Below are 20,954 nucleotides of genomic sequence, written 5' to 3'. Positions count from 1 at the left end.
AAACAACTGGGCTTACATTATACTTTTCAGCCCGCTGATGTAAGCGAGCATATTGTCTTCCCAACCATCTTATCAGTGACATCGCGAGCCTCCTTGGGTTCGTTGTAGCGATACTAAGAACTAAAATAACCTTACCATAATATTCTTTAATAGTCAAATATGCTAATTGCTCAAATCGTTTCTCTATCAATCATCTGTGCTACCTCAATTTTAGGAATAACAATATTGCTTCACAATCCTCGGAAGAGACCTAATCAAGTTCTGACAGCAATAGTGTTTAATTCTGCCATCTGGGTTCTTATGAACTTCATGGTAGATATAGCAAAAACTGACCTCTTAGCACTCCTCTCTCCCCAAAAAACTCATCGCTGAAAATATAGAAGAACTGGCCGAGAAAGAATAAAAATGTGTTATAATGATAAAATCCTTTAATAAATACCAAAAATATATGTTTAATAAAAGAAACAAAAAAAACAGGATCTCCAAATCTATGTAGCTCATGGAATGGGCGAAGGAAAAACAAACATCTCGGCCCTTGATACTGGATTAATGAATGCTGGTATTGCTAATTATAACTTAATCTACCTTTCTTCCGTTATCCCAAAGGGCTCAATGGCAAAAATTAAAAAACTAAAATCCAAAAAAGACGAGTACGGCAATAAGTTATTATGTAGTTATGGCACGATTTGATCAATGCGCTATTGGAAAAGAGGCCTGGGCGGGCTTGGGCTGGATCCATGATAGTAAAGGGCGAGGATTATTTGCCACCTCCTCTGTGTCAAGATAAAATGAACTAGGTCGAAACATATCATCTCCAATATATCTTTAATAATTAATAACAAAACATAATATATAAAATGTCAAACAAAAAAGAATACAACAATTCGCTCCGTAAGTCTTGGATAAAACAAAAGGCAAAATTTACCAAAGAAGAACTCCTGATAAAAAACTTTCAGGTAATGCAAAGTTGGGAAGATAATTATATGAAGCTCTTAGCTGAGATATCTACCCAAAAAGGTGGTCATATTTTAGAATTAGGGTTCGGGCTTGGTATCTCTGCCGGCTATATCCAAAAATCAAAAAGAATTAAATCTCACACAATTATTGAATGCCACCCAGATGTCATAAATATTGCCACTAAAAAATTAAAACAGGAAATTATCAATGGCAGGGTTGTCTTGTTAAACGGATTTTGGGAAACAATTACACCGATGCTAAAGGATAAATTATTTGATGGTATTCTATTTGATACAAGCCCACTGGACAAAGAAACTCATTTTTTCCACTTTTTTCCTTTTTTTAAGGAAGCTTACCGATTGTTAAAAAACGGTGGTATTTTTACCTATTTTTCCGATGAAGCAAAAGAATTGTCAAAAATTCATCGCAAAAAATTAAATAGCGCTGGATTTAAAGATATAAACTATAAAATTTGCCCAGTTAATCCACCACAAAATTGTCGCTATTGGACCGAAAATACCATCATCGCACCTGTTATTACTAAAAATTAAAAATGCCACTATTTTTAATTTTACCGCTTATAATAACTCTAGTAACTTTCTTCCTGGGTATCATTGTTTTTTTGTATAAACCCAAAAACACAACTAATTGTGTTTTTTTTCTGATTATTATCGGAGGTTCATGGTGGTCAACAACGAATCTCCTTATTGATTTTTTTATTACAGACTTGGACGTTGCACTATTTCTATCTAAGCTAACGATTCTTGGCCCCTTATTGCTAATTCCAGCTACACTTTATCTATCCATCATTTTTCCAGATAATGAAAGATTTACTGCTAAAAGGTTTTTAATATTTATTCCATCCTTATTATTCATTCCTTTTCTGCTGACTCAATTAAATATAGAAAAAGTATGGCTAGAAAATGGACAAATTTCTTTTAGACCAGGAATTTTATACTATTGTTTTTTAATATACCTTTTAACCTACTTTAGTATTATATTTTATAATTTTTTAAAACGATTCCGGAATTGTACTTTAAGAAAAAAATCACAAATTAAATACCTGCTAACAGGCTTACTTTTGTCCCTACTTGTGGGAACAGTTACAAATATTATTTTACCAATATTTGGTTATAATCAATTACTAAAAATCGGTCCATCTCTATCGCTAATAAATTTTGCAGGCTTTACTTCTTACGCTATCGTCGCAAAACAGCTTTTTGATATAAAGGTTATTTTAACCTCTCTTTTTGCAACCATAATTGCTATATTGCTTTTATTCAACGCTCTCAGCTCTATAACCAATTTTGAATATGCATGGAAAGGTTCACTTTTCATAATTTTCCTTATTTTTGGGTATCTCTTAATCAAAAGCGTTTCAAAAGAAGTCAAACAGCGCGAGAAGATGGAGGAGATGGCAAAAGAACTTGCCATAGCAAATATAAAATTGAAAAAATTGGACCAGACAAAGTCAGAATTTCTTTCTATTGCCTCTCACCAACTTCGCACTCCCCTTTCCGCTATCAAAGGATATCTATCAATGGTTCTTGAAGGAACCTATGGAAAAATTTCTAAAAAAGTGGAAAAACCGATAAACAATGTTTTTCAGGCAAGCAAACAATTAAACCAGTTGGTTAATACTTTGTTAAATGTTTCGCGCATTGAAGCTGGAAGAATAAAATTAGAGCCAATTCCGACGCCTATCAAAGAAGTGCTTGAGCCGATTGTGGAAGAATTCAAAATAGTTGCGCAAGAAAAGGGCCTCTACCTTAAACTCTCTTTTGCCGACTCCCTGCCGCTAATTCCGTTGGACAAAGAAAAAATAAATCAGGTTATAATGAACATTATAGATAATGCTATTAAATATACTGAAAAAGGAGGAATCATCATAAAATGTAAAATGAAAAATGAAAAATTAAAAATAACAATAGCAGATACGGGATTGGGAATGAGCAAAGAACAATTAGGCGAAATATTCCAAAAGTTCAACAGAGGCACTGCCGGGGAAACCCATTGGGCGAGCGGAGCTGGTTTAGGGCTATATATTGCCAAAGAGTTTACAGAACTTCATAATGGAAAAATTTGGGCTGAATCAGGCGGTGAGGGCAAGGGTTCAACATTTAATATTGAACTTCCTGTGATTTCGGGTAAAATGGTTAAATAAAAGATTAAACTAAGAATAATGAAATTAGAAACATTTAGACATTCTTTGTCGCACATAATGGCAGCTGCGGTCCAGGAATTATATCCTGGAACAAAATTTGGTATTGGCCCAGCAATAGAAAACGGATTCTACTATGATTTTGACTTGCCAAAACAGATATCAGAAAGCGAGTTCCCAGAGATTCAGAAAAAAATGCAGGAAATTATCAAAAAAAATCTGCCTTTCGAGAAAAAACAGATAAGTAAAACAGAGGCAAACAAAATCTTTAAAGACCAGCCATATAAATTGGAGCTGGTAGACGAATTGGCCAAAAGTGGGGCTAAAATCAGCATTTATCAAGTTTGCGATTTTATTGATTTATGCAAAGGCCCTCATTTGAAATCAACAAAAGAAATTCCTCTGGATGGTTTTAAATTAACAAAGGTTGCTGGCGCATACTGGCGAGGACACGAAAGAAACAAAATGCTTACCAGAATTTATGGAACTGGATGGACAACCAAAAAGGATTTAAACAAATATCTAGAGAACATTGAGAAAGCAGAGCAAAGAGACCATCGGATTTTGGGCAGTAAGCTTGAATTGTTTATGTTTGATAACGAAGTCGGGGCCGGGCTTCCGATATGGATGCCCAATGGAGCAATGTTAAGACATATTATTGAGGGATATTTATACGAACAACTATACAAAGCGGGCTATCAGTGGCTCTCGTCTTTTCATATCGCCAAACTTGACCTTTGGAAAACCTCTGGCCATTGGGGGTTCTACCGCGAAAACATGTATTCGCCTATCAAAGTTGACGAGGAGGAATATATGCTCAAGCCAATGAATTGTCCTTTTCATATTAAGGTTTATAACTCTAAAATTAGAAGTTATAAGGACTTGCCTATTAGATTTGCCGAGCTCGGAACGGTTTATAGATATGAAAAATCAGGAGTCTTGCACGGCTTGGCGCGAGTAAGGGGCTTTACCCAAGACGATGCTCATATTTTCTGCACACCAGAACAATTATCTGAAGAGCTTTTTAAAACCATAAAACTCGCTATGAAAATGCTGGGCGACTTTGGGTTTAAAGATTACCAAATATATCTTTCCACTCAACCGGAAAAATATGTTGGCACCAATGAAATCTGGAACAAAGCGACTAAGTCACTAAAATATGCGCTTGATACATTAAAAATAGATTACGAGGTGGATAAGGGTGGCGGAGCATTTTACGGTCCAAAGATTGATATTAAAATAAAAGACAGCTTGGGTCGGCCTTGGCAATGCTCTACTATTCAAGTTGATTTTAATCTGCCTCAAAGATTTAAAATGTCGTATATTGACGAGAAAGGAAAAAAAAGAGAACCCATTATGATACACCGCGCCCTCTTGGGGGCGATGGAAAGATTTATCGCTGTGCTGATAGAACATACTGGAGGCGCTTTCCCGTTATGGCTCTCGCCTATCCAGTTATGGGTCCTGCCTATTAGCGAAAAGCATATAAAATATGCCCAGAAAATAACCAATGAATTAAAGGAGGCGGGATTTAGGACAGAAATAAAAAATGAAAATGAAACTATTGGCAAAAAAATCAGGAATGGTGAGATTCAGAAAATACCGTATATTTTGGTTGTCGGAGACAAAGAAATTAAAGATAAAATTGTAAGCGTAAGACAAAGAGGCAAGGGAGACATCGGCAAGCTATCTCTCCCCTGTCTTATAAAAAAACTTAAATCAGAAGTAGAAAAAAGAAGTAGAGATGAATATTAGCCATTATACAATTTCTCTTCAAACAAAGGAAAAGTTGGATATTATAGATATTACTGATAATATAAGAGATTATATTGCTGAAGCAGGAATTAAAGATGGAATTATCAATATCCAAACAATGCATACTACTGCAATGGTTTTTGTTAATGAAAACGAGCCAGAGCTTTTAAAAGATTTCAAAAACCATTTAGAAAAAATCGCGCCTGAAGCGGAAAAATATTGTCATGACAACTTTGAAATCAGGACAGTAAATATCTGCGAGGATGAATGCAAAAATGGACATTCCCACTGCCAAGCGCTTCATCTGCCAACCAATATATGCCTTAACATAATTGATAAGCAACTCCAGTTGGGACAATGGCAAAGAATATTATTCATTGAATTAGACCATGCCAGAAAAAGACAAGTCCAATTACAAATTATAGGAGAATAATTAATCACTTGCCCTCCCGAGGCGGGCAGGCCCGCCTCGGGCGGGTTAATCATTAAAAAACCATATGAAACATACATCCTTTCTTCTCTCTATCGCCGCATTGGGCATTGCCTGCGTAATGCTGCCGGTCAATGCGCAAGAAGAAGTTGAAACATCAGCATCAGACGCGGAGATTCTCCAAACAATTCAAGAAGAGCAAACGGTCACGCCAGAAGAATTAGACAGCGCAGACCCCCTGCTCCTGCCGAGCAGCCCTTTTTACTTCTTAAAGGATTGGTGGCGCGATGCGCGGCTATTCCTTACGATTAATCAAGTTAAGAAAGCAGAATTAAGGCAAAAAATCACTAATGAAAAACTATTAGAAATAAGAAAAATGTCTGAACTCGGGGAAGAAGAAGGTGTATTGGAAAGAGCCAGAAACAGATATGAAATCCAACAGCAAAAACTTCAGACAGCGATAGAGAAATTCAAAGAAAATGTTGTTGACTCGGAACGACTTGAAAAATTCAAAGAAAAGTTTTTCCAACACCAATTACTTCAGAATAAAATTCTTGAAAAATTGGAATCCCAAATTCAAAACGAAAATGCTTTACAGGGCATAAGAGAAGCGCGGGAAAGACACTTGGAAATATTTGCGGAAACCATGTTTAAGCTGGAAGATGCGGACAAAATACCCGAACGATTGGAAAGCGCTCTGCAAAACATAAAAGGGACGGAATTCAAGGATATCAAAAATTTAGAAATAGCAAGACAGCTCAAGGAGAACGCGAAAAATGAAATCCAAGAACAGGCCATACAACAGGTTCAGGAAAAAATCCAAGAAAAATTACAACAAAAACTTGACCAATTGCCAGAAAATAAACAGGAAGAACTGCAAATATATATTGAAAATCTTCCAGTTAACAAGGAAAATAAGATTAGAGCGCTGGAAACAATCAGAGAGCAGTTGCAGTTAATGGAAAAAATTCAGATACGATTAGAGCAGGGCGAAGAAAAATTAATGGAACAGATAAGAATAAGACAGGAACAGGAACAGGAACAGGAACAGGAACAGGAACAGGAACAGGAACAGGAACAGAAAAATCAAAATCAAACACAATCACAAGAACAGGAACAAGGTCAAGCGACAGAGCCAGAAGAATAGGAATCTCTGATTACAAAAAGCGTCCTTTACTGGGGCGCTTTTTTGTTTTAGAATTGAACAATATGAAATACCATATCATCACCTACGGATGCCAGATGAATAAGTCGGATAGCGAAAGAATTGCTGGTATGCTTAATAATCTTGGATTTAAAAATACTACCAATCCGGATAGCGCGGACTTGATTATTTTCAATTTATGTTCAGTAAGGCAATCAGCGATAGACCGCGCTACCAGCAAAATTAAAAATTTTGCTAAATCCAAATGTCAAAATCCAAATGTCAAATCAAGCTCAAAATCCAAAATCCTCCTAACCGGATGTATCTTAAACAAAAATAGAAGAAAACTCGAAGAATTTTGCGATGGGACTTTTAAAATAGACGAGATAAGAGAATTGCCGTCTATTTTGGAGAAAATTGGATTCAAGGGATTAAATAAAAACGAAACAGAAATTAAGCATTATCTTGATATAATGCCAGAATATGAATTAAGTCCAACTGCCTGTGTCCCAATAATGACTGGGTGCAATAACTTCTGCTCTTATTGCGTTGTCCCTTATACTAGGGGGAGAGAAGTATCTCGGTCAGTCGAAGATATTCTTTATGAAGTAAAAAATCTCGTTCACCCCGTTAGAGAATCTAAGGGAATAGGCTGTTCTAAAAAAAGTGATTTCTCTAACGGGGTGAAACAGGGGGTAAAAGAAATCTGGTTACTGGGGCAGAATGTCAATTCCTACGGAATTAAACCTAAAATAAAAAACACAAAAGCCAAAACCACAACGCAAAAATCAAAAATGATTAATTTCGCAGATTTACTGAAGATGGTAAATGATATTGATGGAGATTTTTGGGTTAGGTTTACTTCTTCTCACCCAAAGGACTTAACTGATGAAATGATTGATGTATTTGCAAAATGTCAAAAAATTACCCCTTATTTAAATTTGCCAATTCAATCAGGAGACAATGAAGTCCTGAAAGCAATGAATCGACCATATTCTGTTGAGGATTATAAAAAATTAATAAAAAAGGTGCGGTCTGCCTTTAAAAAATATCGCAAAGGGCAAGAATCCGTCGTATTCCTCTCAACTGATGCAATAGTCGGCTTCCCTGGGGAAACCAGAAAACAGTTCCAGAACACAAAAAAAATATTTAAAGAAATAGGATTTTCAGCGGGATATATTTCTTTATACTCACCTCGCCATCAATCAACTGCCTTTAAACTGAAAGATAATATATCCCCTTCTGAAAAACACAAAAGAAAAAAGGAATTGGTAAAAATATTAGAAAAAAGCGCTTTGGATTTTAATAAGAAATTTTTAAACAAAGAAGTTAAATGTCTGATTTTAGAGAAAAGAGATGATATGTATATTGGAAAAACAAAACATTATCAAACTATAAGAATCAGGTCTAATAAAGATATACTTGGTCAATTTGTTAAGGTTAAGATTGATAAGATTGAAGCGTTTAGATTATTTGCAAAAACATGAAACCCAAACTCCTCGTAATATTAGGCCCCACATCAAGTGGAAAATCAGATCTAGCTGTAGATTTGGCTTTAAAATTCAATGGCGAGGTGGTTTCAGCTGATTCAAGGCAAGTATATAAAGGAATGGATATTGGAACAGGAAAAATAACAAGAAAAGAGATGATGGGTGTTCCTCATCATCTTTTGGATGTTGTTTCGCCGAAAACAAGATTCACAGTAACGCAATATGTTAAAAAAGCGGAAAAAGCAATTGAAAAAATCCATAAAAACAAAAAACTGCCGATTGTCTGCGGAGGCACTGGGTTCTATATCCAAGCTCTGATTGACGGAATTACCATCCCTGAAGTTAAGCCGGATTGGGCATTAAGGAAAAAGCTGGAAAAATACACTGCAGAAGAATTATTTCAGCAATTAGAAAAACTGGATTCTGAAAGAGCAAAAAATATTGATAGACATAATAAAAGGCGTTTGATTCGTGCTATTGAAATTATTATAAAAACAAAAAAACCAATAAGTCCTGTTAAAAAGAAGCAAAAATATAATGTTTTGATTATTGGTATTAAAACAGAAAAACAAGAACTTAAAAACAAAATCCATACTCGGCTCTTGAAGCGGCTTGAGCAAGGCATGGCAAAAGAAATAAAATCGCTTAATAAATCCGGTTTATCTTGGAACCGGCTTGAGGAATTGGGATTAGAGTACAGATTTGTCGCGCTTTATCTACAGAATAAGATGGATTACAAAGAAATGGTGGAAAAACTGCAAAAAGAGATTGAGCATTATGCTAAAAGACAGATGACTTGGTTTAAAAAAGATAAACGGATTATTTGGATTCATCCTCCTAAATTTTGCGGAACAAAACTTGAGAGGATAAAAAAAACAGCAGAAATGCTGACACTGGTAAAAAATTTTATATCTTAAAAAACAATCAAGATAATTTATACAGGGAGGACTAGCAAGCAAGCTTGCTGGTCCTCCCTGTTTTAGCTCCGGAAATACCTATCCCGGAAATCCTTGGATGATTTCGCCACCCATCTGCGAATCGCCCGCTTGGGCGCGTCTCTGCTCTTCGATGAAACGGAGATACGCAAAAACTTCGTGTATGTCTTGCTTAGACGGTTCTACGAAACGAACCGCTCGCTGGCCACCAACCATTGATCCCGGATTCACTGAAACCGGGAAAACCTTCTTTTCGCTACTATTGCTGCCTTTCATTGAAAACTCCTTGCGATGTGTGATAATTGTGGTATACCCCTCTGCTTCAACCAACCCTACGGACTTGAGCGGTTCAAGTTACCCCACCTCCCTTGTGGAAGAGTACTCTGGAATAGTGTTGCTGTGTTGTTATGCTGGTATTCCGAAAACCGGATTGCAGCATTTCCCCAACTAATCGAACTATTATTGGGGTTTCGTTTTCTAACAACACAGAGCAGCCCTCTTCCAAGAGAACTTCTGCCTTGAAGTTTTCAGTAGACCTTCTGCGTGGGCGAAGCGCCAATCTATCAATAGGCACTCGCCAAACCTTTAGCCACGACCAGATGATTAATCTGGTTATCCACAGATTCTCTGTGGATGAAAAGACAACAACTCGTCCACCCTTGTTCCTATGTTCAAGAATGGTCCTTTTTGCTGTCTTCTTCGGAGGGCGTAAAAGATAGCCGACAAAGGCAAGCGGAATAAACGGAATCAAAAAAATGAGTCCCGCTCTGTGCCTTAACATCCAATGATGGACGCTATATGGCAAAGACAACCATGCGAGCGTGCCATCAAAATCAGTGATGAGGACTTCTTTCCTCGTGGTTTCCATTGGGACTCACCTCCTCTATTGAAAATATTGCCAGTTGACAATGAGCTGTTATTCTGTGCTAATAATTATACTCTAATTTAGTGACTTTGTAAAGAGTTTCTCTAATATTTCTGGGTTTGCTCTGCCTTTTGTCTTAGCCATTGCTTGTCCAATCAAAAATTGCAAGGCATTGGCTTTGCCCTTTTTATAATCATCCACTGCCCTCAAATTAGCAGCAATGATTTCCATAATAACCTTTTCAAGTTCTTGTTTATTATCAATTTGACTCAAGCCCTTTTCTTCAATCACATCTGAAGGGTCGGAACCATTGTCAAACATTTCTTTCAAAACAATTTTAGCAATTTTGCTTGTTATTTCTTTTTTATAAAGCATAGAGATAAATTCCGCAAAATTTTCAGCGCTGATGCGGAATTTCTTGTCCTCAACAGACATCCCAGCCAAAAGACCCGTCAAGTCCGTGAGAATATAATTTGAGGCGATTTGCGCTAATTCTTGGTATTCTTTATCCCCTATCACCTTATTATCCTTATCTTTGAGCCAGGCAAAAAATTCAGAAACCACTTGCTCAAAATACTCGCCCAAATCCTTATTAAAAACAAAAATTTCAATGTCTTCATCTTTTAAAAAATATTCGTGCTTAAACCTTATTCTTTTAATATGCGGCAATTCAGGAATCTCGCTCTTGATTATTGAAATGTAATCATCAGAAAGCTCCAATGGAGGCAGGTCTGGCTCTGGAAAATACCGATAATCATGGGATTCTTCTTTGCTCCTCTGACTCACAGTAATTTGCTTTTTATCATCCCACCCCCTTGTTTCGTGAACAACCGCGCCTCCTGATTCCAAAACTCCTGCTTGCCGTTCAATCTCATATTCTATCGCCTTTTTAACCGCGCGAAAAGAATTTAGATTCTTAACCTCAACCTTCATTCCTAATTTTGAATTTTGAATTTTGAATTTTGAATTTATTTGGGATTTGTTATTTTGGCTTTTTTGTTTTTGGTTTTGTTTTATGCTGATATTCGCTTCAACGCGTAACTGTCCCTTTTCCATATCTGCTGATGATACGCCTAAATAGCGGAGAATAAGCTGAAGCTCTCGGGCAAAATTATATGCCTCTTCTGCGCTTGTGAGGTCTGGCTCTGTAACCAATTCCATCAATGGGATTCCAGCCCTATTGAAATCAACTAATGACCCGTCTTTTTGATGTATTAATTTTGCTGCCTCTTCTTCTAAATGAATTCTTGTAATGCCTATCTTTTTTCTATTTATCTCCAAAAATCCCTTTCCGCATAATGGCAAGGCATATTGTGAAATCTGATAACCTTTCGGCAAGTCAGGATAAAAATAGTTTTTTCTTTCAAATTGGGAATTTTTAGCAATCTTGCAATTCAAAGCAATTCCTGTTTTAACGACTTTTTTTATTGTCTCCTGATTAATCACTGGCAATACCCCTGGGTGACCCATACAAACAGGGCAAACATTTATATTTGCCCTTGGTTCAAGAGAATCGTTTTTGCAAGAACAAAACATTTTGGAGACAGTATTTAGCTCTGTATGAATCTCCAACCCAATTGTAGGAATATATTTCATCTGCATTATATGTTTAATCACTTTACCAAATTTTGAAGAAAAATAAAAGAAGAATCCCTGCCTTTGCGCCAATGCGCTGTATGACAGGGATATGTGTAAAGGTCGAGATAATTATCACGATTTAGTCGACTCATCCAGTAATTCAGGATGCCTGGCTTGAGCGAGAATGAGCTTGACGAATTCCCGCCACTCTGAAAGCCGATGATTCCAGCGCTGCCGGATGACTCTCTGTAGAGCCATATAATTCAAGCAGACAATGCGGCGCTGTAAGAACGATTCCGGCAAATCATGTTTTACTGCTTCCCATTCCTTGCGCTCAATCAACTGATTGAGGTGAGTTAAATGCTCCTCTGGGATAGGATGAGCGAAATCGCCCTGTTTCAAGAGTCCAGTAGTAATCGTGTGCATCGTGGAATCGCTCTGCTTAGTGACGCCTACGCGATAAGTGTCAAACTGCTGCCACCAATAGCGGGGCGCAGTGATGTCGAGCCAGACAATGATTGACTCAAGGAACTTGTTGTGCCCGTCACCGCGAAATCGCAGCTTCCGCACTACTGCCGGCATTCTGTTGATGTTTTGTTGATAAGACAACGATAGTCCGAGTAAAGCCCAATTATATCCTGCTTCTTCCAATATCTTGACCTTCATCTGTCCCTCCTTTGGCTGATTGAAAACGAACAACTCCCTCCGCCTTTACATATCCTTATAGATTCTGCTTTCTTGCGGACCTTTGTCCCCAAAGTACTTCACATCCTTCTTTTTGTTATAGGGCACTTCGGCTGGTGATGTCAATGACTCAAAGGCAATCTGGCAAATCCTCATGCCAGGATAGAGCAATACTGGCATCTTCCCAATATTAGAAATTTCTAGGGTAAGCCGCCCTTGAAAACCAGGATCAATATAGCCGGCAGTAGAATGAACAAGAACTCCAAGCCGTCCCCAACTACTCCTCCCCTCAATTCTTGCTCCTATATCATTGGGCAGGCCTATCTCCTCTATTGTGACTCCAAGGATAAATTCCCCTGGTTGTAAAAAAAGGGGCTTCTCTTTGGTCGCCTCTATTATATGGGTTAGATTATGAAAAGTATCTGGCTGTTTTGGATCAATATATGGATTAGTAACATGGTTAAAAACCCTGAATTCGCCGCCTAAGCGAAAATCAACAGACGCAGGACCAAGTTGGGTTTCCCAATTTGGCTCCGGCATGATAATTATTTTTTTATCAATAAATAATTTTTTGATATCCTTGTCTGAAAAAATCATAAAAATAAAAAGGCGTTACACCTTTTTAATTAATAATATAAATAAAAAATCTATCAAAGCTATTCCCCCATCACATCAATGCCCATTGACCGGGCGGTTCCAGCGATTATTTTCATCGCCTGCTCCACATCTTCAGTATTCAAATCCGTGATTTTCTTTTGAGCAATTTCTCTAAGTTGGTCTCTCGTAAGCTTGCCAACTTTCTTGCGGTTAGGCGTTCCAGAGCCCTTCTCAATGCCAACCGCTTTTTTGATCAAACCAGCGGCCAAGGGCTGTTTTAATTTAAAATTATAGGTTCTGTCTTCATAAACAGTAACTTCTACTGGTATAATAAAACCCATTTGGTCTTTAGTGGCATCGTTGAATTTTTGGCAAAACTCACCTATATTCAGTCCTTGAGACGCTAAAGCAGGCCCAATAGGAGGGGCTGGATTAGCTTGCCCTGCTGAAATCTGAAGCTTGACTATGGCTTTAACTTTTTTCATTAAAATACTTATATAATTATTAAATCTTTTTTATTTGCAGAGAGTCCAGTTCAACCGGCGTGTCTCTACCGAATAAATTAACCATCACTTTTATTTTCCCCTGTTCTCTATCAAGTTCAGAGACCTTGCCCTCGTATTCCTTAAACGGTCCGTCAGTGATTTTTACCATGTCTCCGACATCAATATTGATTGTATATTTTGGTGTTTCGGTTTCCACTCTCTGGCTTATTTCCGATATTTCCCCGGGGGAAACTGGCACTGGCGTGGTTCCTGCGCCGACAAATCCCGTAACATTCGGCGTATTCCTCACTACATACCAAGAATCATCGGTTACTATCATCTCCACTAACACATATCCCGGATAAATCTTTTCTTCTATTATTTTCCTTTTTCCGCCTTTTATTTTAATTTTTCTCTCCTTTGGCACTAAAACATTAAATATCTTATCTTCCATGCCAAGCGACTCAACTCTGTGCTTTAGATTTTTAGCCACCGAATCCTCGTATCCAGAATAAGTATGTAGCACATACCATTGCCTGGTTTTAGGAATTTTCTGTTTTGGCATAAAAATTTATAGGGTGATTAATTTTCTCACAAGCGATCCAAAAGCAAAATCCAATCCGCCTAAGAAAATAGCCACTACTGCTGATATAACTATAACAGTCAAGGCATACCTAATTGTTTCTTCTCTAGTAGGCCAATTGATTTTTTTAACCTCTGTCTTCACCTGTTTAAGATAAAGAAAGAGTTTATGCGGAAATGAAAATATATTCATAATTGAATTACTCTAATTTGAAGATTATAGCGGACGATAGCTATTTTCTCTATCAAAAAGGTCTTTAAAACCCCCTTAAGGGGGACTCCCCCTATATTATCACGAACAAGGTTGATGTCAAGTTTAAATGTCCAAATTTTTGACATACTTGGCATGTGTCTGGATAAACTTCTTTCTTGCCAAGACCTCTTCTCCCATTAAGATATCAAAAATGCTGTCTGCTGCCTTAGCATCATCAACTGACACTCTTAATAAACTTCTATTCGCAGGATTCATGGTTGTTTCCCAAAGCTGGTCTGCATTCATTTCGCCCAAGCCCTTATATCTCTGCACATTTAAATTCTTGGCTCCTGCTTTGCGCATATCTTCCACAATCTCTAATTTATCTGCTTCATTGTAAGCATACTCCATTTTTTTACCTTCCTGAATCTTATAAAGAGGCGGTTGGGCTATATATAAACAACCCTGCTCAATCACGGGCTTAAGATGCCTGTAAAATAATGTCAACAAAAGCGTTCTTATGTGCGCGCCGTCAACATCAGCATCGGTCATAATAACCACTCTATGATAACGCAGTTTGGAAATATCAAAATCCTGCGCAATGGCAGTGCCCAAGGCGATAATGAGCGCCTTTATTTCATCAGAACTTAAAACTCTGTTAAGTTTAGCCCTCTCCACATTTAGAATCTTTCCACGCAAAGGCAATATTGCCTGAAATCTTCTGTTTCTCCCTGCTTTCGCGCTATTGTGGACGAAAACCCCACTAGCTAAAGCAAAATTATGGGTTTTAGGAACTTCAATGTCATAGACATCTACTCTTTTTTTGAGGAATTCTATTCTTTTTATTTTGTGATTAAAATTTTCTACGGCCTCTGTTAATCTTTTCTTATCATTATCAAAAAATCTTTGGGTTAAGGTTTTCATCCTTAATAAATTGGGATTCTTTTTAAGAAGATCTACCCTTTCCTTATCGTAATGATTTATATCTCCATATTTATCATGAATCATTTTCAAGAAATTCATGCTCTCGCGAAAATAAACTTTATTATAAGCTAATTTTCGCTTTCTTCTGAAATCTTCCGTCCATTGTGCTTTCGTTTTATCTGACCGCCATCTCAGCAACGCTTCGTCTCTCCACTGCTCTTTTGCTAATATAGAAAGTTCTATCTTCCTTTCAGGATGATCCTTAAAATAATTTTTTGTTCTTTCAGACATTATTTTTAGGTTCTTTTCGTCCGCCCGATATTCTTTTTGGGCATCATATAATCTCTTGAGATTATTCTCCCTGTATTCCTTATTAGAATAATAAAATTCTAAATATTTATTTCGCATGTATTCCTTATATTCCGGATTCTCCCATTGTTTTTTTGCTCGTTCGCTCAACATATCGTGCATTGATTTCATTTTAATAGACATCTTTTTTCTAAAGCCCTCTTCCTGTTTAAGTTTTTTGCATTTCTCTATCACGTCTGGCCTATGAAGCGTAAGCCGAGCCAAATCTCTATGTATTTTTAAATGTTCCTCTTTGCTCAATCTGATTAAATTATCCGGGTTGTTATTTTTCTTGTCAAAATCTATATGGTGACGATATGAACCAGCGTCTTCAATGTAAATATTATTTTCTATATTATGTTTATCGGCTAATAAATGTGTAAAAATATAAAAATGTTTGATTGGGTCAAAAATCATTTCGTAACCATCAATTGTAATTTTCCCCCCAATTTTAGATATCTTTTTTCTAAATGGCATCAAGCTCTCTCCGTGTTTTAAATTTTTCGCTTCTTTATATTCTCCGTCGCGAAGCATAAATTTATGGTCTGTCGTGCAAATAATTTCTTCATTATTATCTAAAACAATTTTTAATACCTTTTCGTTTTTCTTAGTAAGACGAGGGTTGATTACCTTTTCAATGCCTATATGCCCATCTTCTTTAATAGTATAACAATAATTAGATTTCCCATTCTGCCACTCATTTGCCAATTCTTTAAAACTCATATCTCTACCATCTGTTAACGCTATCTTAGTATCGCCAGAAAAACATCCACCGGCAGACGCGCCTTCCACGATGAATAATTCTGATTCAGCAGGGTCTTTGGACGAACAATCAGCCAGTTTGCCGGGCAAACTCAATCCATCTAATGCTCCTTTTCTAAGAACTGTTTGGCGCGCTGCCGAGGCGGCTTTTCTCGCTTTAGCAGCCAAAAGACAATACTGAAGAATTGCCCGCGCATCCTGTGGAAATTGCTCTAAATATTCGGTAAAGGCCTCATTTATCGCCATTTCAACCGCTGTCTTTGCCTCTGGGTTGCCAAGCTTGGTCTTTGTCTGGCCCTCAAACTGCGGTTCTCTTATTTTCACAGAAATTGCGGCATTAAGCCCGACTTTCACATCCCTACCGTTTAAATTCTCTTCATCTTCTTTTAGATAGCCGTTCTTTTTAGCATAATCGTTAAGCACCCGAGTCATAGCGCTCCGAAAACCAGTTAAATGGCTCCCACCTTCAAGAGTAAAAATATTATTGGCAAAACTCTCCTCATACCCTTCTTGGTCCTCTGTGTATTGGAAGGCCGCTTCTACCAAAATGCCTTCTTTTTCTTTGCAAGTGTAAAACGGCGTTTCGTGAATTAAATTATTACTCCCAGCCAAATATTTTGTATAGGTTTTTAAACCGCCCTCAAAATAAAAAGTATAAACAAGTTTTTCATCTGTCCTTTGGTCTTCAAATCTCAATTTTACGCCTTTTGTGAGATATGCCTGGCGTCTTAAATGATTTAAAACTGTTTTTCTATCAATCACAATCGTTCTAAAAATTTCTTTATCTGGTTGAAATATAGCAGTTGTCCCGCCTTGTTTGCATTTCCCTTCTTTCTTCACTTTTGCTTTTGGCTTACCCTTAGAATATTCCTGTGTGTGTAAAAAACCATCCCTGCAAACCTCTACCCTCATAAAAGATGAAAGCGCGCAAACGACAGAAACCCCCACTCCATGAAGTCCACCTGATACCTGATAAACCTTGTTGCCAAACTTAGCTCCGGCGTGAAGAGTGGTTAATACAGTTTCAAGCGCAGACACTTTTGTTTGTGGATGAATATCAACTGGAATGCCCCTGCCATTATCTGTAACCCTTACTTGATTGTCGGGAAGAAGAATTACTCCAATATCATCGGCATAACCGCCCATTGCTTCGTCTATAGCATTATCAAGACACTCCCAAATCAAATGGTGCAAACCATCCGGTCCTGTTGAGCCAATATACATTGCCGGTCTTTTCCGCACCGGCTCAAGTCCTTTTAAAACAAAAATGTCTTTTGCTGTATATTCTTGGCTGTCTGTCTTTTTGATATCTTTTGGCATATAAATTATTATTAACTGCTAATTTTAATTATTTATGACTGATAGAATTATTAGGGTCGCACCCTAACAATGGCGCCACAACAACGATGTTGGGGGCGGCCCCCAACAATTAAAGGTTAGGCGGACTTCCGCACTTCCCAGTCAAGATTATCTTCCAATGCCTGAATGATTTTTGCCATCATTGTCTCAATTTCCTCACCTCTCAAGGTTCTATCCTTTGCCTGAAATATTATATGAAAAGCCAAGCTCTTTTTCCCTTCAGCTAACTCTGACCCCTCGTAAAAATCAAACAAATCAACATCTTTAATACATTTATTTTCGCTTGTATTGATGATGTCCAAAACTTGACTCACCCTTGCGTCCCCTGGCAAGAGTAAAGAAATGTCGCGAACCGCAGATGGGAATTTGGAAATAGGCCTGTACTCGGATTCTTCATCACACTCCTTTAAAAGGGCTTCAAAATCAATATCAAAAGCAAAGACCTCTTGTATCTTGTTGCTTTCAACTAATGACGGAAAATTTAATTCTCCCATAAATCCTATTTCCTTGCTTCCAACTTTAATCTCTGCCATTTTATGCTTGTTCCAGAAATTAAAACTTGTGTCTTCGGGTGTAGGTTGATATTCGTCAAAATAATAATCGCTGATTCCCAAATTATTAAATAAAGAATCAATAACTCCCTTGAGCATATAAAACGATTCTTGCCCTCCAGATACCACTCCGCTCAACATTTTTTTCTCTATAATCCCCTCTCTCTTTTGTCTGAATGTCTTGCCTATTTCAAAAATCTTAATATTTTTTTTCGCATTGGAGGCCCTAATATTATATTGAATATTGTCAGAAAGATTTAATATCAAACTCGGCCTAAGATAATAAAGCCCTTCGGAAAACGGATTTTTTAATTCTACTAATCCTGTGCCGATAATATCGCCTATTCTTTTACTAATAAAGGAATAATTATATGCTTCTGAAAACCCGACCTGTTTCAAAGAATTTTTGATTTTATCCTCCCAAAAAATATCATCATTTCTTTTTGCAGGCATTAACGCTAATGTCGGATAAATTGACTTCAATTTCTCATACCCATAAATCCTGCCTATTTCCTCGGCAAAGTCCTCGCTCTGAACCAAGTCCGGACGCCAGGTAGGAATCCCTACTAAGAGATTTGATTTTGTTTCAAGACCAAGAGAATTTAAAATTTTGATAACCTCTTTTTTTCCGATTTTAATCCCCAAAAGCCCTTCTACCTTGCCTAAATCCAATTTGAATTTTCTTGACAAGATTTTCTCAGGATATATGTCTATTCTGTTCTTTGCGATTTTCCCGCCAGCAACCTCTTCAACTAATTGAGCCAATCTATCCACTGCTAATTCTGTAAGATTCGGGTCTATGCTATGCTCAAACCTCAACGAAGCATCTGTCTTCAATCCGAGCTTCTGGGAGCTTGCGCGAATCAACACAGAATCAAAATTAGCTGACTCAAGAAAAATATTTTTTGTCTCTTGGTCTATCGCCGCTCTTTTCCCGCCCTTAATTCCAGCTATTGCTAAGACATTTTTAGAATCAGCAATAACAAGATTATCTTTATTCAACTTGTATATCTTATCGTCTAAAGCATCTATCTTTTCTCCGATTTTTGCCTGTCTTATAAAAATCTTTTTGCCCTCAATTTTGTCCAAGTCAAAAGTATGAAGCGGTTGGCCAAGTTCAAGCATCACATAATTCCCTGCATCAACAATATTGTTAATCGGCTCAAGTCCGCAGGCGCGCAATCGCTCTTGGATATATTCAGGAGAATCCCCCACCTTAACCCCAGTCAAGACCCTTCCTGTGTATCTCGGACAATCTGCTCCATTGTCTACTTTTACATCTATGAAATCATTTATTTTTATCTTTGTATCCTCTTTTATTTTTCGTTTTTCGTTTTTCGTTTTTAATTTTGTAATTGCGCTACATTCGCGAGCAATCCCTAAATGCGAAAAACAATCAGTCCCCCTATTCGGAGTCACGCTTATGTCTAATGCCCAATCTTTGCTCTCTTTTTTTACTTCTTCAACTTCAAAACTGCGAAGCGTTAAAATCTCTGCTAATTTATTTGGCGCAGGCAATTTGCTATTAAAAAATGATTGTAGCCAATTGTATGAAAATAACATATTATTTTAAAATTGCTCTAAAAATCTTAAGTCGCCCTTATACAGCAATCTGACATCGTCAATTTTATACCTCATCATTGCAAGGCGGTCTATTCCCATTCCAAAAGCAAACCCCTGCCAGTGCTTTGGATTTAATCCTGCTGATTTGAATACTTGCGGATGGACCATCCCAGCCCCTCCCATCTCTAACCATCCTGTTTTTGAACACACGCTACAACCTTTGCCTCCGCAGACAAGACACATTATGTCAACCTCAAAACTTGGTTCTGTAAAAGGGAAAAAGCTTGGCCTTAATCGTATTTTCGCGGATTGCCTGAAAAACATTTCAAAAAACCTTTCCATAATGGCTTTCAGATTGGCAGCGTTTATTTCTTTGTCCACCATCAACCCCTCCATCTGATAAAAATTGATTTCATGGGAAGCATCAGTTGCTTCATATCGAAATGTCCTGCCCGGAACGATTATTCTCAACGGCGGATTATGCTTTTCCATATATCTCACCTGAACCGGACTAGTATGCGTCCTTAATAACAACTTTTGATTTTTGCTTTTTATTTTGGACTTTGGACTTTGGGCTTTGAACTCATTCTGGCATAGCCAGAATGTATCCCACATATCCCTTGCCGGATGATTTGCTGGTATATTCAATGCGTCAAAATTATACCACTCGCTTTCTATTTCAGGTCCTTCAATAACTGAAAATCCGAGCCGTTGGAAAATGTCTTCTACCTCTCTCTGCACTTGGGTAATCGGATGGAGATGTCCTGTTGTTAATTTATGACCTGGAAAACTAAAATCTATTTTCTTTTTTGGCTTATTTGTTTCAGTTATTGCGTTGATTGCCTTTTTTCTGATAGCAATCTTTTCTTCCAAGTCCCTTCTGATTTCATTCGCCAATTTCCCAACTTCTTTTCTCTCTTTTTCAGAAAGGTTTTTTAAAGAACGCAAAATAAGGGTGATTTCACCTTTCTTGCCAAGATATTTCTGAAAAACTTGATTTATTTCCTCGCTATTTTTGGCTGAACTTATTTCTTTTTCAGCCCTATTTTCTATGTTTTTTAAGTCCTCCATTTTCTTTTACTCTATTCATATTTTACCTTAAAAATCGCCCATAATCAAATCAAAAAACCGCGGATATCCACAGTTTAAAATTAAAGAACCCGTCTAGTATATGTTGCTTTCGCAACTACCAGACGGGCGTTAGGTTCAAGATTGAGGCACAATCACTTTCAGGGCTCGGGACAGAACAGAGATGTGGCATTGGTCTAATAGCCCATGCACTTCTCCGTCAATTTGAGACATAACAGGAAAAGAGCTTCTAACCTCTAACTCTTGAAAACGATGGAAAGAAAACTGTTCTGTAAGAAAAACATGAGCCCCCTCCTTTGCTTTCAGGGCATAGTATGGAAAGATTAGAGACGGCACAGGGCTAAAAATGCATAAATCAAGCCATCCGTCATCAACTTTTGCCGATGGATTGATAAGAAATCCCCTGCCATATCTGTGGCAGTTTGTTATGGTTGCGAACCCTATCTTCCTTTTAAAACTCTCTGAATCAGTTTTAAAGGAAACTTCAGGGTCGTTCCTTTTT

19 protein-coding genes and 1 pseudogene are annotated in these 20,954 nt (G+C 37.4%); 8 read left to right on the top strand and 12 right to left on the bottom strand.

From position 1 onward, the window contains the following. Window positions 1-486 precede the first annotated feature (486 nt). The 8 genes and pseudogenes from KJ562_02170 to miaA all read left to right on the top strand — a co-directional run bounded on the left by KJ562_02170 (window position 487) and on the right by miaA (window position 8,854). Window positions 487-690 (top strand): annotated as a pseudogene (locus KJ562_02170) (pyruvoyl-dependent arginine decarboxylase). Window positions 691-857: 167 nt separating this feature from the next. Beyond that, entirely contained in the window at window positions 858-1,508 is a 651-nt protein-coding gene (locus KJ562_02165; protein ID MBU3964501.1) for a class I SAM-dependent methyltransferase, read from the top strand. Between the two features lie 2 nt (window positions 1,509-1,510). Further along, window positions 1,511-3,121: a hypothetical protein gene (locus KJ562_02160; protein ID MBU3964500.1), complete on the top strand. Its 1,611-nt coding sequence runs from the start codon at window positions 1,511-1,513 to the stop codon at window positions 3,119-3,121. Window positions 3,122-3,139: 18 nt separating this feature from the next. Next, window positions 3,140-4,873 carry a threonine--tRNA ligase gene (gene thrS, locus KJ562_02155; protein ID MBU3964499.1) on the top strand — a complete coding sequence of 578 codons (1,734 nt, stop codon included), beginning with the start codon at window positions 3,140-3,142 and terminating at the stop codon, window positions 4,871-4,873. After that, complete coding sequence (locus tag KJ562_02150; GenBank protein ID MBU3964498.1) at window positions 4,863-5,306, top strand: secondary thiamine-phosphate synthase enzyme YjbQ; 444 nt, start codon at window positions 4,863-4,865, stop codon at window positions 5,304-5,306. The genes thrS and KJ562_02150 overlap by 11 nt, the downstream gene beginning before the upstream one ends. Window positions 5,307-5,370: 64 nt before the next feature. Then, window positions 5,371-6,450 carry a hypothetical protein gene (locus tag KJ562_02145; GenBank protein ID MBU3964497.1) on the top strand — a complete coding sequence of 360 codons (1,080 nt, stop codon included), beginning with the start codon at window positions 5,371-5,373 and terminating at the stop codon, window positions 6,448-6,450. Window positions 6,451-6,512: 62 nt separating this feature from the next. Further along, complete coding sequence (locus KJ562_02140; protein MBU3964496.1) at window positions 6,513-7,934, top strand: MiaB/RimO family radical SAM methylthiotransferase; 1,422 nt, start codon at window positions 6,513-6,515, stop codon at window positions 7,932-7,934. Continuing rightward, window positions 7,931-8,854: a tRNA (adenosine(37)-N6)-dimethylallyltransferase MiaA gene (gene miaA, locus KJ562_02135; GenBank protein ID MBU3964495.1), complete on the top strand. Its 924-nt coding sequence runs from the start codon at window positions 7,931-7,933 to the stop codon at window positions 8,852-8,854. The genes KJ562_02140 and miaA overlap by 4 nt, the downstream gene beginning before the upstream one ends. A gap of 78 nt (window positions 8,855-8,932) precedes the next feature. Here miaA and KJ562_02130 read toward each other — a convergent pair whose 3' ends face one another. The 12 genes from KJ562_02130 to KJ562_02075 form a co-directional block, all read right to left on the bottom strand. After that, on the bottom strand, window positions 8,933-9,148 hold the full coding sequence (locus KJ562_02130) for a hypothetical protein (protein MBU3964494.1): 216 nt from the start codon (window positions 9,146-9,148) through the stop codon (window positions 8,933-8,935). A 73-nt stretch (window positions 9,149-9,221) separates the two neighbouring features. Beyond that, window positions 9,222-9,740, bottom strand: coding sequence for a hypothetical protein (locus KJ562_02125; GenBank protein ID MBU3964493.1), 519 nt, complete (start codon window positions 9,738-9,740; stop codon window positions 9,222-9,224). 72 nt (window positions 9,741-9,812) lie between these two features. Continuing rightward, the gene (gene gatB, locus KJ562_02120) at window positions 9,813-11,333 is read right to left on the bottom strand and encodes an Asp-tRNA(Asn)/Glu-tRNA(Gln) amidotransferase subunit GatB (protein MBU3964492.1); all 1,521 of its coding nucleotides are present in this window, start codon (window positions 11,331-11,333) and stop codon (window positions 9,813-9,815) included. Between the two features lie 114 nt (window positions 11,334-11,447). Further along, window positions 11,448-11,981, bottom strand: a complete 534-nt coding sequence (locus KJ562_02115; protein ID MBU3964491.1) for a hypothetical protein — start codon at window positions 11,979-11,981, stop codon at window positions 11,448-11,450. 45 nt (window positions 11,982-12,026) lie between these two features. Next, window positions 12,027-12,596, bottom strand: coding sequence for a dCTP deaminase (locus tag KJ562_02110; protein MBU3964490.1), 570 nt, complete (start codon window positions 12,594-12,596; stop codon window positions 12,027-12,029). Window positions 12,597-12,655: 59 nt separating this feature from the next. After that, on the bottom strand, window positions 12,656-13,093 hold the full coding sequence (rplK, locus tag KJ562_02105; GenBank protein MBU3964489.1) for a 50S ribosomal protein L11: 438 nt from the start codon (window positions 13,091-13,093) through the stop codon (window positions 12,656-12,658). A gap of 7 nt (window positions 13,094-13,100) precedes the next feature. Next, window positions 13,101-13,646 carry a transcription termination/antitermination protein NusG gene (nusG, locus tag KJ562_02100; protein MBU3964488.1) on the bottom strand — a complete coding sequence of 182 codons (546 nt, stop codon included), beginning with the start codon at window positions 13,644-13,646 and terminating at the stop codon, window positions 13,101-13,103. 6 nt (window positions 13,647-13,652) lie between these two features. Then, window positions 13,653-13,856: a preprotein translocase subunit SecE gene (gene secE / locus KJ562_02095; GenBank protein ID MBU3964487.1), complete on the bottom strand. Its 204-nt coding sequence runs from the start codon at window positions 13,854-13,856 to the stop codon at window positions 13,653-13,655. 123 nt (window positions 13,857-13,979) lie between these two features. Beyond that, a complete protein-coding gene (locus KJ562_02090) occupies window positions 13,980-17,114 on the bottom strand; it encodes an intein-containing DNA gyrase subunit B (protein MBU3964486.1) in 3,135 nt (1,044 codons plus the stop codon). A 212-nt stretch (window positions 17,115-17,326) separates the two neighbouring features. Further along, window positions 17,327-19,363, bottom strand: coding sequence for a phenylalanine--tRNA ligase subunit beta (gene pheT, locus KJ562_02085; GenBank protein MBU3964485.1), 2,037 nt, complete (start codon window positions 19,361-19,363; stop codon window positions 17,327-17,329). A 6-nt stretch (window positions 19,364-19,369) separates the two neighbouring features. Then, on the bottom strand, window positions 19,370-20,434 hold the full coding sequence (gene pheS, locus KJ562_02080; protein MBU3964484.1) for a phenylalanine--tRNA ligase subunit alpha: 1,065 nt from the start codon (window positions 20,432-20,434) through the stop codon (window positions 19,370-19,372). Between the two features lie 135 nt (window positions 20,435-20,569). Further along, window positions 20,570-20,954 (bottom strand): hypothetical protein (locus tag KJ562_02075; protein ID MBU3964483.1); only part of this gene is annotated, 385 nt, incomplete at its 5' end.

It is taken from the genome of Patescibacteria group bacterium, assembly GCA_018900835.1.
Taxonomy (GTDB): domain Bacteria; phylum Patescibacteriota; class Minisyncoccia; order Minisyncoccales; family PEYH01; genus PEYH01.
This window is presented reverse-complemented; position numbering and strand designations above follow the sequence as displayed.